The sequence below is a fragment of the Streptomyces zhihengii genome (assembly GCF_016919245.1).
Lineage (GTDB): Bacteria > Actinomycetota > Actinomycetes > Streptomycetales > Streptomycetaceae > Streptomyces > Streptomyces zhihengii.
In genome coordinates, this window is record NZ_JAFEJA010000001.1 from 1 (window position 1) to 16,338 (window position 16,338).

4 protein-coding genes are annotated in these 16,338 nt (G+C 72.8%); all 4 read right to left on the reverse strand.

The genetic code is table 11. The features are described from left to right. Positions 1 to 264: beta-ketoacyl synthase N-terminal-like domain-containing protein (locus JE024_RS00005; protein ID WP_205371566.1), on the reverse strand; the 264-nt coding region annotated here is incomplete at its 3' end. Further along, the gene (locus tag JE024_RS00010; protein ID WP_205371567.1) at positions 257 to 4,813 is read right to left on the reverse strand and encodes a beta-ketoacyl synthase N-terminal-like domain-containing protein; all 4,557 of its coding nucleotides are present in this window, start codon (positions 4,811 to 4,813) and stop codon (positions 257 to 259) included. The genes JE024_RS00010 and JE024_RS00005, both read right to left, overlap by 8 nt. Before the next feature lie 24 nt (positions 4,814 to 4,837). Then, a complete protein-coding gene (locus JE024_RS00015) occupies positions 4,838 to 15,832 on the reverse strand; it encodes a non-ribosomal peptide synthetase (protein WP_205371568.1) in 10,995 nt (3,664 codons plus the stop codon). After that, complete coding sequence (locus tag JE024_RS00020; protein ID WP_205371569.1) at positions 15,829 to 16,161, reverse strand: hypothetical protein; 333 nt, start codon at positions 16,159 to 16,161, stop codon at positions 15,829 to 15,831. Before JE024_RS00020 ends, JE024_RS00015 begins: the two co-directional genes overlap by 4 nt. Between the last annotated feature and the right edge of the window lie 177 nt (positions 16,162 to 16,338).

Genomic DNA, 16,338 nt, shown 5'->3' on the forward strand with positions numbered 1-16,338 from the left:
GCCGAAGTGGTCCGCGTCGAACCCGGTGACGTCGTCGAGGAATCCGCCCCGGCGGTTCGCCGCCCCGCCGGACGCCTCCGCTTCGGCCCACGCGGTGGCGTTCCACCGGCCGGCCGGCACCTGGCGCACCGCGTCGACGCCCTGGAGCAGCGCCTGCCACAGTGCGGCCGGGTCCTCGATCCGTGCCGGGAGCCGGCAGCCGATGCCGACGATGGCCACCGGCTCGTGGCGGTCGTGCGTCCGGACGGCACTCTGGTCAGCCACGGAAGTCCCCGATCTCGTCGGGCGCGTAGAGCGCCACGCATGTCTCCTCGATCGCGGCGAGCGGGCCCGCGTCGTTCAGGATCGTCATGTGGTTCGCGGCGTCGATGTCCACCAGGCGAAGGCCCGGCATCTCGCGCTCCCAGTCCTGCCGGTAGTCCACGTGGTCGAGGGAGAAGGTCTCACCGGCGACCTGGAAGTAGGGCTCGACCTCGCCCAGGAAGAGCCCGCGCAGGTTGCGGAAGTAGGTGCACGCCACGGCTCGCGGCCGCGGCAGCGGCCCGACGGTGTGCTCGCCCAGCCGGTAGGCGAGCTGGATCGCCATGTTGCGCCTGGTGAACCGCGCGATCTGGGCAGGACGCATGGCGAGCCCGCGTTCGGCCGCCAGCTCCGCGAGCCGCCCCACGAACGCGTCCTCGTCCAGTTCCTCGGCGACCTCGTCCCGGTGGACGAGACGGGCACGCAGGACCGCCGGGTCCCTCTCCCCCGCCGGCCAGAGCAGGGAGTTGACGACCTGAAGCGCCGCGCTGCGCGCCGACTGGAACCCGTTCGCGTTCGACTTCGCCAGGCCGTTCCCGTCCGGCGAGTCCACCATCGTCAGCGAGGCCACGTCCTGGCCCTGCGCCTGGAGCCGCCGGGTCACCTCGTAGGCGACGATGCCGCCGAGGCAGAATCCGCCGATGTCGTACGGCCCCTCGGGCTGCACCGAGCGGATGACGGCGGTGTAGTGGTCGGCCATGGCCGCGACGCCCTCGATCGGCGCGTCCTCGGTCAGCAGGCCGCGGGCCTGGATGCCGTAGAACGGGCGGCCGATCCGCTCGGCGATCGTGCGGTAGGACTCGACACCGGCGAGGGCGCCGTGGATCCAGAAGACGGGCCTGCCCTCGGTCGCGCCGTTCAGGCGCACCAGCTCCGGGGCCGGCACGTGCCCCTGCACAGGCGCTTGCCCGGAGCGGACCGCCGCCCCGGACAGCCTCGCGACCACGTCGTCCAAGGTGTCGTGCGGCTGCCACCACTCCGGCCGGAAGCCCGGGAACACCTGGCTGATCCGGCCCAGCATCGCGACCAGGAGCAGGGAGTTGAGACCGTAGTCGGCGAGCGACCTCGTGCCGTCGATCTCGTGGCGCGCCAGGCCCAGCACCGAGGCGACGAGCTCGGCGACGAATGCCTCGCCGTCCACGCTGTCCGGGGGGCCGGCGCCTTCGTGCCGGGCCCGGTCCGGCCGCGGCGCCTGCTCGGCGAAACACGTCAGCCGGGCGAAGGGGTACCCGGGCAGTGTGATCCGCCTGCGCCGGGCGCCGCGGCGCAGCGGGGCCCAGTCGACGGACGTGCCCGCGACCCAGAGCTGTGCCGCGTGGTCGAGCCGGGCAGGATCCCCGGCGTGCCCCGCGCCGTCGGCCGTGTCGACGCCGTCGGCGAACCTCACGCGGGCGAGCGTGTCCGGGTCGCCGTCGAGCCAGCCGCCCAGCACGCGCGCGGCCTCGTCGGTGCTCGGCGCCACGAACGCCAGTCGGCAGCGCATCGCTTCCCGGCCGACCTGCAGCGTGTACGCGATGTCCGCCCAGGAGCGCGGATCCGCCCCGGCGAGCCGGTGCATCAGCATGCGCGCCCGCTCGCGCAGAGCGTCGACGCTTTGCGCGGAGAGCACGAGGACCTGCGCGCCCGGCTCGTCGTCCGGGGCCGCGGGGGCGATGTGCTGCTCCAGCACGACATGCGCGTTCACACCGCCGATCCCGAAGCTGTGCATGCCCGCAAGGCGCGGCAGCGGCCGGCCGGCGTGGTCGGTGCGCTCGGGCCACGGCAGGTTCCGCGTGGCGACGCGCATCCGCGTCCCCTTGAGGGAGAGGTCGGGGTGCAGCCGCCCGAAGCCCGGGAGCGCCGGGATCACACCGTGCCGCATCGCCTGCGCGGTCTTCACCAGGGCGGCCAGGCCGGAGACCACCTCCGTGTGCCCGATGCAGGGCTTCACGCTGCCCAGATACGTCACGTGCGCGCCGCCGTCCGGGCCGTCGTCCGCGCCGTCGTCCGCGCCGTCGTCCTGGCTGCGGAGTCCGGCGCCGAGCGCCGCCAGCTCCGCGCCGTCCGCCAGAGCCGAGCTCATGCCGTGGGTCTCGATGTAGTCCACGGCGCCCGGATCGATCGCGGCGTCGGCGCAGGCGCGCGCGACGGCCGTCTTCATGCCCTTGATGTTCGGTGCCGTGAAGGACACCCCCCTGCCGCCGTGGGCCACGCCGGTGCCGCGCACGACGCAGTGGACGTGGTCCCCGTCCTCCAGGGCCCGGCGCAGTGGTTTGACGAGTACGGCGGCGACGCCCTCGCTGCGCGCCGTGCCGTCGGCGCCCTCCTGGAAGGGCCGGACGTCGCCGTGCGGGCTGAGCATCCCCGCGGCCCGCATCCCGCCGAATCCCGCGGGCGACATCACCAGGTTGACCCCGCCGACGAGCGCCTGTTCGCACTCGCCGTCGCGGATGGACCGGATCGCCCGGTGCAGGGCCACGAAAGAGGACGAGCACGTGGTGTCGCACTGCTCGCTGGGGCCGTTGAGATCGAGCAGGTACGAGATCCGGTTGGGCACCATCGCGGGCGACGGCAGGCTCATCAGGTCCGTGGCCGCGGGCCGGTACTCGCTCTGCGTCGTGGCGACGAACACGCCCGTGGGCCGCTTCCGCAGCTCGGACGGCCGATAGCCCGCGTCCTCGACGGCGTTCCACGACGTCATCAGCAGCAGGCGCAGCTCCGGGGTCACCTGGCGCGCCTCGGTCATCGACATGCGGAAGAAGAGCGGATCGAACTCGTACACCCCGTCGAGGAACCCGCCCCGCAGCGCGGCTGCCTCGTCGCCGTGGCCCGCCCAGTCCGCCCGCTTCTCCGGCGGTGCGGTGATGCACCGTCCGCCCTGCTCGACGATCCGCCAGAACGCGTCGATGTCGTCGGCCCCGGGGAAGCGTGCGGCCATGCCGACGATCGCCATGCCGTCGAGCGCGGGCTCGTCCACCTCGGCCTGAGGCTGAGGTCGAGAGTGCACGGGGCCGGGCGCCCGGTCCGGTTCAGCCCGAGGCCGAGGGTGCACGGGGTCAGGGGTCCGGTCCGGCGGCGCGGGCTCCGGAGGAAGCACATCCCGCAGGTCCTCGGCGTACTCGGAGACGATGAATCCGCCCAGCTCGGCGAGCGTGTTGTGCTCGAACAGCACCGTGATGTCGAGATCGATACCGAGCGTGGCGCCGAGGGTCCGGGCCACGTTCACCGCGAAGATCGAATCGAGTCCGAAGTCCGAGAAGGGGTCGCCCCGCCCGATCCTCGTCCGCGGGATGTCCAAGGCCTTCGCCAGCACATCGAGCGCGACCGCCTCGATGTGGACGCGCAGCCGGTCTGCCGGCTCGCTGTCGGTGCTGTGGCCGGCCACGGTCCGCGCCGCGCTCTCGCGCACCGGTGAGGCACTCTCGCGCACCGGCGCCTCGTGCGGCGCGGCGGGGCGCGGTCGGGCCGTCGCCTGCCGTATGACGCCGTCGCTCTCGGCGACGATGATCTGCTGTCCCAGGTCCTCGGCGTCCTGCGCGGGCAGAGCGATCGCCCGGAACCCCTCCTGCGTCAGCACGTGGCGCCAGAGCGCCGTGGAGAGCAGCGGGCTGCCCGGGATGCGCAGGTGGGGGTCCTCATAGCGCCACCATCCGTCGAGGAGGCCGAACGAGAACTGGCTGAGCAGGTTGTTCGCGGTCAGCTCGTTCAGGACCAGCAGTCCCCCGGGCACAAGGAGCGCCTTGGCGTTGCGCAGGGTGCGGCGGATGTCCCGGGTGGCGTGCAGGACGTTGGCGGCGACCACGGCGTCGTATCCGCCGAGGGTGAGGCCCTGCTCCGCCACGGGGCGCTCGATGTCCAGGATCGTGCGGGTGAGTGAGGGATTGGCCGCACCGAACGAGCTGTCCGCGTGGTTCAGGAAGACCCGTGAGATGTCGGTGTAGCAGTACTCGCCCACGTCCAGCCGCGCCGACCGCAGTGCCTCCAGGACGACGGCGGTCGTGGCACCCGTGCCGGCGCCGATCTCCAGGATCCGCGCGGGATCAGGCGTGACCCCTGCCCGGCGTCGCAGCCGCGCCACCAGATCGGTGGCCAGCACCTGGTTGAAGAACGCCGACGCCGGGTTGGTCGTGTAGGCGTTCTGCACCAGTTCCAGTGATCCCCCGGGGAAGAGCACCTCGGTGGCCGGTCGCCGTCCGCCGAGAATGTCGGGGAGGACACGCAGGGTGGTCTCCACCAGCAGGTGGGTGGCCGCGAGGTCGGGATTCCCCTGCCACGTGGGCTTGACCGTCTCCCACTCGCGCCAGAGCTCCTCGATCGGCCGGCCCGGCACGGCGCCGTCGAGCAGGATCCTGCCGTCCCGCCGCTCGATCCGGCCCGCTGCCTCGAAGAGGCGCAGGCACTCGTCGAACCAGGCGCCGTACGCGGGCGCGAGACCTGCCGACTCCCGTGCGGCCTCCGGGGTCTGCCCGGGTGCACGGAACGCGCCGAGCCCGCGCAGATGGGACCAGAGGAAGTCGAGCAGCAGCTGTTTCATGATCAGTCCCTTCGGAGGCCGCGATCAGATCGCGAGCGCGGTCAGCTCGGCGAGGCGGGCGCGCAGCCGCTCCAGTTCGCCGCCCGTCGCCGCCGCCGGTTCGCGGACGTCGGCGGGCACGGCGTCCGGCGGCGGTACGGCCGTGGGGAGGACGACTTCGTCGTCGCCCAGCACGATGCCCCGGTTGTTGAGCACGGGACTGAACTTCATCAGCGTCAGCCTGCTGACCGGCGCCGCGCACAGCCGCTCGATCGCCGCCGTCAGCTCGTCCGGCCGGATGAGCGGCGCCTGCGCTCCGACGACCGCGCCCTGTTCCGACCCGGTGGGGGCGTTGTTGAAGCAGTAGCCCAGGTTCAGCACCTTGCCGGCCGTGCCGTAGCGGCCTTGCACGGTCAGTGCGAAGGAATCGAGGAACGTGCAGGCGGCCGCGTAGTTCGCCTGCTTGATGGCCTTGAGGTAGGAGTTGATCGAGGACAGGAACAGGGCGAAGTCGAGCGACTCGCCGCCGAACACCTGCATGCACCGCACGCTCGCGTCGACCTTGCCGCGCAGCACGTCCTCGAACTGGGCCTCGCTCATCCGGGCCAGGCTCGCCCCCGAGAACACGAGGCCCGAGTGGATGACGCCGTGCACCGCGCCGAACCGTCGGACGATCTCGTCCTTCGCCGCGCGCAGGGACGCGAGGTCGGTGGCGTCGCACCGCAGGTACAGGGGCGCGGGCCCGTCCGTGCCGGTCGCCTGGGCGATGGCGGCCTCGACCCGCGCGTCCCGCGGCCTGCGTCCGAGCCACACCATCCGGGCGCCGTACCGGCGGATCAGGTACTCGCTGATGACCGTGCCGAGGGCGCCCGCCCCGCCGACGACGACGTACGTGCCGCCCTGCCGCAGCCGGGACGACGCCGGCGCGGCAGGCCGCACCGTCAGCAGCCGCTGCCCGTGCCATCGCCCGTCACGGTGGATGCGCAGATTGCCGTCCGGGTCGGCGGGCAGGTCCAGCACGGCAGCGAGCGACGGCGCGTCGCAGACGTCGACGTCCGCCATCCGCACCCGCCAGGCCGGGTACTCCTTCGCGGTCGACCCGGCCAGGCCGGCGACACCGGCGTGCGCGGGGTCGACTGTCTCGGCCTCGTGGACGGCGTGCGCCCGCTCGGTGATCAGGGTCAGGCCCAGGGGGCGGTCGCCGTACCCTGCGGCCAGAAGGGCCTTCACCGTGCGGAAGGCGTGCAGCGAGCCGCTGGACTGGCCATCGACGACGCCCGCACCGGACCGGTCGTCCTCGGCGCCGGGCGCGACCCAGATCAGGTGGTCGAGTTCGGGGACGGACCGGAAGGACGTCTCCAGGTCCGCGTACACACTGCCCGCCGGGTCCGCGACCACGTGCGCGCCCGGCAGGCGCGCGAGGAGGACGTCCCGCGCCCGCCCCGGGGACGCGATGACGCCCACTGACTCGGTGTCAAGCGGCCACGTCGCGGATTCCGTCCGCTGAAGGGGATCCCACACCGGCACCAGCGTGGCGACGCCGTCCGCCGGGTCGGGCGTCCGCTCGGTCCGACGGCCCACGATGCCCCGCAGCCGCAGGCACACCGTGCCGTCGCCGGTCGCGAGGTCGATGTCGATCCGCTCCGCGCCGCGCGCGTCCTCGCCGCGGCGTATCAGGGCCCACATCGCCCTCGCGCCGGGGGCGAGGACTTCGGCCGACTTGATGCCGAACACCAACCCGACCCGGTCGTCGCCGTCGTCGTCGAGCAGGCGCATGCACTGCATCGCCGAGTCCATCAGCGCAGGGTGCGGGAGGGGGCCCTCCGTGGTTCCCGATGCCGTGCCGGGCAGCCGCAGTTCGGCGAGCACCGCGTCGTCGCCGCGGTGCACCGCCACGACCCCCTGGAACGTGGGACCGTAGGCGATGCCGCGCTCCCGCCACTCGGCGTAGAACCGCGCGGGGTCGAATGCCGTGGACCGGAATTCCCGGAGCAGCGCGGGCAGATCGAGCGCCCGCGCGGCCGTCGGCTCCGCGGCGGACACCTCGCCCTGGCAATGGAGAACGGGCTCGTCCCCGGCGGACTCCGTGGCGGACGCGGTGAACTCCGTGGAGGACACCGTGAACCGGGTGACGTCGCCGTCCGCGCGGAGATCCACCCGCAGGGCGCGTGGCGCCCCGGGCACCGCGAGGGGTCGCAGGAAGACGATGTCGCGCAGGCGGACCGTCTCGCCCGCGGTCCGTCCCGCCGCCGCCGCGACCCAGTGCAGGTACATGGCCCCCGGGGCGATCCCGGCTCCCCGCACCTGATGTTCACGCAGGTAGAACTCGTCGCCGGTGAGCACTGCCCCGTCGCGCCGCGGCCCGTCCGGGTAGAACTCGTCGCCGATGAGGACTCCCCCGCCGCGCCGCGGCCCGGCGTCCGCCGCAGCGCGGACGGGCAGCGCATAGCGTTCCCCCTCGAAGGGGTAGCCGGGCAGCGGGACGCGCCGGTAGCGGCCGTCGCGGAACAGTTCGGCGAAATCCGGTGCCGCACCGTCGAGGAACTGCTGGGCGAGTGCCCGCAAGCGGGGGTCCGCGCTCTGCGCCGGGACGTCCTGCCCGGAGAGCCAGGCGGTGCACCGGCTCTCCAGTTCCGCGATGTCCCGGACCACACTCGCCCATCGGTGCCGCAGGTGCCTGCGGCCGAGCAGGAGCGTGTGACTCACATCGCCGGCGTCGAGGCCCGGGTGCGCACGGCAGTGACGCGCGAGCCGGGCCACCTGCTCGCGCAGGGCGTGCTCCGTCGCCGCCGACAGCACGATCAACCGGGCCCCGTCCTGCCTGTTCGGCGGCGGCGGGGACGGCTCCGGCGCCTGCTCGACGACAGCGTGGGCGTTGGTTCCGCTCGCACCGAGCGAGGTGATCGCGGCGCGCCGCCTGCCGCCTTCGGGCACGGCCCACCGCCTCGGCTCCGTGTGCACGAAGAACGGACTGCCGGCCAAGGTGACACTGGGGTTCGTCGCGGTGTGGTGGGGCAGACCGGGGATCACCTCGTGCCTCATCGCCAGCAGTGCCTTGATGACGCCGATCACGCCGGCCGCGGCCTGCGCATGGCCGATGGAGGCCTTCGTCGAGCCGAGCGAACAGAACCGCTCGGCGTCCGTGAAGCCGCGGAACGCCCGGTCGAGCGCCCGGAATTCCACCGGATCGCCGAGCTTGGTTCCGGTGCCGTGTGCCTCGACCAGCCCGATCCCCGCGGGGTCGATGCCGAAGTCCTGGTAGATCTGCCGGATCAGCCGTTCCTGCGAGGTCCCGTTCGGCGCGGCGATCCCGTTCGTCGTGCCGTTGTGGTTGATCCCGATTCCACGGATCACACCGTGGATGTGGTCGCCGTCCGCCTCCGCGTCCGAGAGCCGTTTGAGGATCAGCGCACCGACTCCCTCGGCGGGCACGAATCCGTCGGCCGCCCGGTCGAACGAACGGCACCGGCCCGTCGGGGAGAGCATCCCGGCGCGCGACGCCGCCAGATACAGCCGCGGCGAGTTCTGGACGTAGACCCCGCCCGCGATCGCCGTGGTGACCTCGCCCGCCCACAGCGCCTGACACGCCAGGTAGAGGGAGACCAGCGAGCTGGAGCATGCGGTGTCGACCGCGATCGCCGGCCCGTGCAGGTCAAGGTAGTAGGCGATGCGGGACGGCACGAGCGAGTTCATGTTGCCCCACAGGGCCTGGCCCGGGTAGTCGGACGGCCCCGTCAGATCCAGGTAGTCGCCCGCGGCGCAGCCCACGTAGATGCCGCACCGGTCGCGGTCGAGCGACTCGCCCGCGTGGCCCGCGTCCTCGAGCGCCCGCCACGCCTCCTGGAGGAACAGCCGCTGCTGCGGCTCCATGTAGAGCGCCTCCGCACCCGAGATCCCGAAGAAGAGCGGGTCGAACTCGTCGACGCCGTCGAGGAGGCCGCCGTCCAGGCACACACTGCCCAGCGACGCGAGGTCCCAGCGGGACACCTTCGAGACGGCGTCCCGGCCGGAGGCCAGCAGCTCCCAGAACTCGTCGGTGTCCCCGGCGCCCGGGAACCGGCCGCTCATGCCGACGATCGCGACGGGCTCCCGGCCGCCGCCCGTCGGCCCGGACGCCGCGGACGCCCCGGATGCGGTGGACGGGCCGGATGCGGTGGACGCCACGGGTAAGGCGGACGTCACCGGTACCGCGGACGCCACGGCTACGGCGGGTACCGCGGGTAAGGCCGCCGGCCCGGGTGACACGAACGGTTCGGGCACCGCGAACCGCTCGGGTAACACCGCCGGCTCGGATCCCTGGTCGCCCCCGGATACGGCGAACGGCTCGGGTAACGCTGACGGCTCGGACCACACCGCCGGCTCGGACAACACCGCCGCGACGGCGGCGCCTTCCTCCTCGACGATGAACCGCGTCAGCCGCCCGATCGACGGGTTCTCGAACAGCACACTCGGGTCGAGGTCGGTGCTCAGCGACTCGTTGAGCCGTTGCACCAGGGAGACGCCGGTGAGCGAGTCCAGTCCGTAGTCGGCGAAGGGTCTGTCGGCCGCGAGGTCGTCCGCTGTCAGCCTCAGCGTCTCGGCGAGGATCCGCTCGACGGCCGCGCGGACGTGCTCCTGGGGCGATCCGGAGGCGGCCGGCCGCGGTTCCCGGCGCGGGACGGGCGAGGCGGCGCGCGCGAGCAGCACCTGCTGGCCCAGGGCGCGAGCGGGCTCCGCCAGGAGTTCGACCGTGTCGAACCCGCACTCCCGCAGCACCTCGCGCCACGAGTCCGCGGACAGCGCCGGTCCGCCCTGGATACGCCTGCCGTCCGTGAACCGCCACCACCCGTCGAGGAGTCCGAAGGTCAGGTGCGACCACCAGTCGTTCCGGGCGAGCTCGTTGAGCACGAGGACCCCGCCGGGCCTCAGCAGTGCTCCGGCATGGCGCACCGCCCGCACGATGTCCTCGGTGGCGTGCAGGACGTTGTTGGCGACGACGATGTCGTAGCCACCCACGGCAAGTCCCTGTGCACCGGGCTCCCGTTCCACGTCGAAGGCCGAGAAGGACACGTACGGCACGTGGCCGGCGAACCGCCGCTCCGCGTCGGTCAGGAACGCCTTCGAGACGTCCGTGTAGCGGTACTCGGCGAGGTCGCGGCCCGTCAGCCGGGCGAAGACGCGCTCGCTGGTGCTGCCGGTGCCCGCTCCGATCTCCAGCAGCCGGATCCCGTCGCGGCGGGCGGCGTCCACCTCCGCGCGGACCGCGCCGGCCGTCACCTCGTTGAAGTAGTCGGCCGTGGGGTTTCCCCGGTACGCCGGTTCGACCAGCTCGAACGAGCCGCCCGGGAACATGACGGCCGTGGCCTTCGTACGCCCGGACAGGATCGCGGGCAACGACTCGATCATGCGCTCGGTCAGGCCGGTCTTGGCCGCCAGCTCCGCGTCGTCGGCACGGGCGTCCTTCCACGCGCGCCAGGCGCGCCACGCCTGTTCGGGGCCCGGCGCATCCTTCCTGGGCGCCACGAACGCGCCCTCGCGCACGAGTTCTCCGTGGCCCAGCAGCACGGTTACCGTGTGGTCGAGCCACTGGGCCAGCGACGGAGTGATCCCCTGCCCGATCAGATCGCGCCGAACGGGCCTGTCGAAGAGTCCCGCCGCCACGAGCTGGGCGAGCACGAGCGGGCGCGCGAGGCCGTCCATCTCCTCCGTGGCGGACGCGCGACCGGACAGGAACGTCTCGACGCTCTCGGACCCGGCCGCGGCCACCAGCAGCGATGCCGCGTCGAGCGGGCCGGCGGCCCGGGGAACCGCCACCGCGTCGAGCGGGCCGGCGGCCCGGGGAACCGGCACCGCCTCGGCGGCCGGCCAGTACCGTTTCGTGGCGAACGGATACGTCGGCAGGCTCACCCGCGCCGGCGGATTCGCGCCGTGGTGGAGGTGCCACTCGACGTCGACGCCGTTGACCCACAGGGGCGCGATCTTGTCCCACTCACCGCGTTCGAGCCACCCGGCGACCAGGTCCCGCAGCTCCCCCGGGCGATCGAAGAGGCCGAGCAGCTGGTCCTCGGGCCGTCGGGCCGTGCCTTCGTACACTGTTGCGAGCGCGCCGCGCTCGACGTAGTCGGCAAGGTTCGCGATCAGCCCGTCGACGTCGTTCGCGACGAGGACCACGCGTGCGGCCATCGCCCGCCGCCCGACCTGCAGCGTGTACGCGAGCGACGCCAGATCGCCGTGCGCGTCCCGGTATCCCGGCAGGAACTCCAGAAGCTGCCGCGCGAGTACGGCGAGCCGCTCCCCGTCACGGGCCGAGAGGACCACCGTGTGGGGGCCGGGCCGGGCGGCGGCCGGCGCACCGGTCGGCGCCTGTTCCAGTACGGCGTGCACGTTGGTGCCGCCGATCCCGAAGGAGCTGAGTCCGGCCCGCGCGGGCCCGTCGCCGTCCAGCGGCAGATTCCGGTCGGCCACGAAGAACGGCGACTCGTCCCAGTCGATCTCCGGGCTCGGCACGTCGCAGTGCAGGGTCCGCGGAACCTCACCGTGCCGCAGGGCCAGGGCCACCTTGACAAGGCCGGCGATCCCCGCGGCGGCGTCCAGGTGGCCGATGTTGCTCTTGACCGAGCCGATGCCGCAGTACTGGCTGCGTGCCGTGTAGTGGCGGTAGGCCTCGGTCAGCGCCGCGACCTCGATGGGATCGCCGAGCCTCGTGCCCGTGCCGTGCGCCTCGACGTAGCGGATCGTCGACGGGTCGGTGCCCGCCTTGTCGAGGGCCTTGCGGATCACCTCGGCCTGGCCGCGCACACCGGGCGCGTAGAACCCCGCCTTGTCGCCGCCGTCGTTGTTCACCGCGATGCCGCGGATCAGGCAGTAGATGTGATCGCCGGCGGCGATCGCCTCACGGGCGCGCTTGAGGACGACCACGCCGACGCCTTCACCGCCGGACATCCCGTCGGCGCCGTCGGCGAACGCGCGGCTGCGCCCGTCGCTCGAGAAGTTCAGGCCCGGCTGGTGCACGTATCCCAGGTCACCCGCGGAGAACAGGCTGGCCGCGCCGACGATCGCCTGGTCGGCATCGCCTGCCAGGAGTCCCTGGCAGGCGATGTGCACCGCGCTCAGCGCCGAGGAGCAGTTGGTGCTCACCGCCATGCTGGGGCCGCGCAGGCCCAGTTTCGTGGAGATCATCGTGGGCACCGTGCCGCCCTGGGCGAACAGCCACGCGGCGTAGGTCTCCGAGTCGGCCAGGACCCGCGGGCCGGAGGCGTTCGCCATCAGAGCGGGGAGCAGGGCCTGGTAGAAGTTCGTGCTCGTGGACGTGGTGACGCTGGTCCCGGGAACGTCCTCGGGGCGGTATCCGGCGTCCTCCAGCGCCTGCCACGCGTGCTGCAGCAGCAGGCGCGCCTGAGGGTCCATGAACTCGGCGTCGCGGGGGGAGATGTCGAAGAACGCCGCGTCGAACTCCGCCCTGCCGTCCACGACCGCCCGCTGCGGCACGTACCCGGTCCGGGTGATCAACTCCTCCGGCACCCCGAGCGTGCGCAGCTCCTCGGCCGACCACGACGTGCCGCCGCTGCGTCCTTCCAGCAGCGAGGACCAGAACGCACGGTGGTCCGCGGCTCCCGGGAACCGGCAGGAGATGCCGATCACCGCGATCGAGTCACCGAGCGAGGCGTCGTCGGCCACCGGATCGGCGGGGCGCGGATCACGGTGCCGCTCGGGCTCGGCAGGTTGCGCCGCCGTCGGGGCCTGCGCGGCGGGCAGGTGCCCCGTCAGGTGCCGGGCCATCGCCGCGACGGACGGGTGCGCGAAGAGGCTGGTGGGCCGCAGGGAGCAGCCGAACTCGCGGTTGATCCGCTCCACCGCTTCGATGGCCGCGAACGAGTCTCCGCCGATGTCGAAGAAGCCCGCCGCGCGATCGATGTCACGCGAGCCGAGCACCTCTTCGAAGATCGTGCGCACGCTCCGCTCGATGTCGAGCTCGGCCACCGGGCTGCCGGGGACCGGGCTGCCGACGGCCGGGTTGTCGAGGGCCTGGCTGCCGGCGGCCGGGCTTTCGGCAGTCGGGCTGTCAGGGGCCGGGCTGTCAGGGGCCGGGAGCGGCACCGGCCGGGCGCCCTCGGTCAGTTTCGCCCGGTCGACCTTGCCGTGCGCCGTGAGCGGAAGGACGTCCAGCGCCACGTAGGCGGCGGGCAGCATGTAGGCGGGGAGGGTCCTGGCGAGTTCCGCGCGCAGCAGCGCGACGTCGACCGGCGTGTCCCCGCTCCGGGTGAGATAGGCGGTGAGCCGGTCCGTCGGGCCGACGCGCTCCAGCAGGACGACGCTGCGGCCGATCTCCGGGCGGGCGTCGAGCACCGCCTCGATCTCACCGGGTTCGATGCGGTGACCGCGCAGTTTGACCTGGTTGTCCATCCGGCCCAGGACGACGATCTCGCCGTTCGGCAGACGGCGCGCGCGGTCGCCGGTCCGGTACAGCCGTCCGGGCGCGAAGGGGTTGTCCAGGAAGCGGTCGGCCGTCAGCTCCGGCTTCCGGTGGTAGCCGAGGGCGACTCCGTCGCCCGCGATGCACAGCTCGCCGGTCACGCCGACGGGCAGGGGGTTCATGTACGGGTCGAGGACGTACAGCTGGGTGTTGGCGATGGGGCCGCCGATGGTCACCGGTTCCCCGGCGCGCAGCCGCTTGGCCGCCGACCAGATGGTCGTCTCGGTGGGCCCGTAGAGGTTCCATGCCTCGCCGCGCGCCACGAGTCGGTCCTTGAGGCCGTCGGGTAACGCCTCGCCGCCGCACAACACCGTGACGCCCTCGGTGTTCCGCCATCCGACGCGCACCAGCATGGCCCAGGTCGCCGGGGTGGCCTGCATGACGGTGGGCCGCCAGGCGGCGATCTTCTCGGCCAGCAAGGTGGCATCGGCGGCGGTGGCCGCGTCGGACACGCAGACCTGCCCGCCGGTGACCAGCGGGAGGTAGAGCTCCAGGGCGGCGATGTCGAAGCTGTGCGTGGTGACGGCCAGCAGCCGGTCGTCGGCGGTCACTTCCAGCGTGTGTGCCATGGCCAGCAGGAAGTTGGTCAGTGCCGTGTGCGGGACCACGACGCCCTTCGGCTTCCCCGTGCTGCCGGAGGTGTAGATGATGTAGGCGGCCGGCGGTGTGGAGGCTCGCGGGTGCGGCGTACCGGCGGTCGTCTCCCCCGCGGCTGCGGGTGCCGGGGCGTCCTGGCCGTTCTGACGGTCCGTCGGGTACAGCCTCGCCGTCGTCGTCCCCACGGCGGTCAGCCTGTCCATCACCGCCTCGTGGCAGATGACGAGGTGCGCGCCGCTGTCCTCGACCATGTAGGAGAGGCGCTCGGCCGGGAGGCCGCTGTCCAGGGGCAGGTACGCCGCGCCGAGTCTCATGACGGTGAGGAGGGCCACGACCAGGTCGAGTGAGCGCTCGTAGCAGACCCCTACGACGTCCCCGGGGCCGACGCCCCGGCGCGTCAGCGCCTGTGCCAGCACCGTGCTCCGGTGGGCGAGTTCGCGATAGGTGAGAGTGCGCTCCCCGCAGGTGACCGCGGGGGCTTCGGGGTTCGCCTCCGCCTGCTCCGCGAAGAGGTCCCAGCACGTGCGATGCGCGGGGAAGTCCGCCTCCGTGCGGTTCCACGCCTCGACGACCAGGCGCCGTTCCTCGTCGTCGAGCAGGTTCAGCCTGCCGGTCGGCGACTGCCCGTCCGAGCCGAGGATGCCGTCCACCAGGGTGGCGAAGTGTTGTGCCATGCCCGCGACGGCGTGGGCCGAGAAGGCGTCGGGGTGGTACTTCCAGTTCACCAGGAAGCCGTCACCGGGAACGACGTCCACCGTGAGGTCGTACTCACCCAGTTGGTACAGCCCCTCGACGAGCGCGAAGTCCGTCTCACCGGTGGCGCGGGCCCGCTCCCCCAGGTATCCGGCGAGAGCGGAATCCTGGTAGTTGTACACGACCTGGTAGAGAGGGGACCGCGGGTTCACGCCCCGGGCACCGAGATCGCCCACGATCCGGTGGAACGGGTACGTCCCGTGCTCGAGCACGTCGAGCACCGTGGACTGCACGCGCCGGGCGTACGACGTGAACTCCTCGGCGGCGTCCGGCCGGCTCCGCAGGGGCAGTGTGTTGACGAAGCAGCCGACGACCGGGTCGAAGTGCTCCGTCGGGCGCCCGGCCACCGGCATTCCGATGACGAGGTCGTCGCTTCCGGTGTACCGGTGCAGCAGGGTCAGGAAGGCCGCCAGGAAGAAGATCCCCGGGCTGATCTCGTGTGCGGCGGTGAAGGCCGCGACGGCGGCGGCCTGTTGCTTCGTCAGCCGGCTGGTGAACACCTCGCCGATGTGCGGCGCGTCCGGCGGCAGGGCCGCCTGGGACGGCAACCCCGTGAGGACGTCCGCGCCGGCGAGCTCCCGCACCCAGAACGCGCGGTCCTCCTCGGCGCGCTCACCCGCGAGCGCGTCCCGCTCCCACGCGACGAACTCACCGAACGAGGCGGAGTCCACCTCGGTGGGCACGTCCCGCCCCTCGGCCCGCGCCCGGTACGCACTCAGCAGCGTGTCGACGACGAGACGCCCCGACACACCGTCGATCACGAGATGGTGCACGACCAGCAGAACGTAGACCTCGGACGGGGAGCGGCGCAGGACGGCCAGCCTGGTCAAAGGACCGCCGGCCACGTCGAACGGCCGCCTCGCGCTGTCCTGCAAGAGGTTCAGCACGCGACCGGACGGCACACCGGAGATGTCCACGTGCTCGACGAGGAAGCCGTCCGCGTCCGTGTGGGACAGACACGGCCCGTCGTCCGTGTCGCGCACCGTGGCCGAGAGGAGCGGGTGCCGGGACAGCGTGTCGCGGAACGCGGCCTGGAGCGCCGCGGTGTCCACGTCCGCGCACGAGAAGCACACGGGCACGTTGTACGCGTACGTCTCGGGCTCCATCCTGGCGAGCGCCCACAGGCCGCGCTGCCCCTCGGACAGGGGAACGTCCACGCGCCTGCCGAGCTCGGCCAGTACCCCCGTCGTCGACATCTCGCCGTCGGCGTACATGCGGGCGAGTTCGCGAAGGTTCATGACGGGATCCTTTGAACGTCGCGGTGGACGGCCGCGTCCCGGTGCCGGCCGTGGAGGACACCCGTGCCCGCGCGGACCGAGCCGTCACCGGAGCGGCATCCCGGGGTGACGCGGTGCGGGCACGAACCGGGGCGGGAGCCGATGGGGCCGGTCAGGGGACTCCGCTCGCGGTGGAGTTCCCGGTCGGCGGACACGGCACGGCCGACCGGTCCGCCCTCGGCGCCGACGGGCCCGGGGAGGTCGACCGAACGCGACATCCAGGCCGGGCGGTCGACGCCGGTGCGCGGCGGCGAACAGCAGGCGCCCACGGATGTGGCCGTCGGTGTCATGACAGTCAGTATGGCTGGCGGACCGCTGCGTGTTCGTACGTCTGTTCCGCTGTGAGGTAGATCTCTTTCACGTTTCAACCGGCGCGGAGTATGCCTGCGCACGCTGGCCTTCTCCGCCCCCGCCCGGTCACACGGGCGCCGCGCCATGGGTGCGCCCCGCCGGACGGCGGGGCGCAC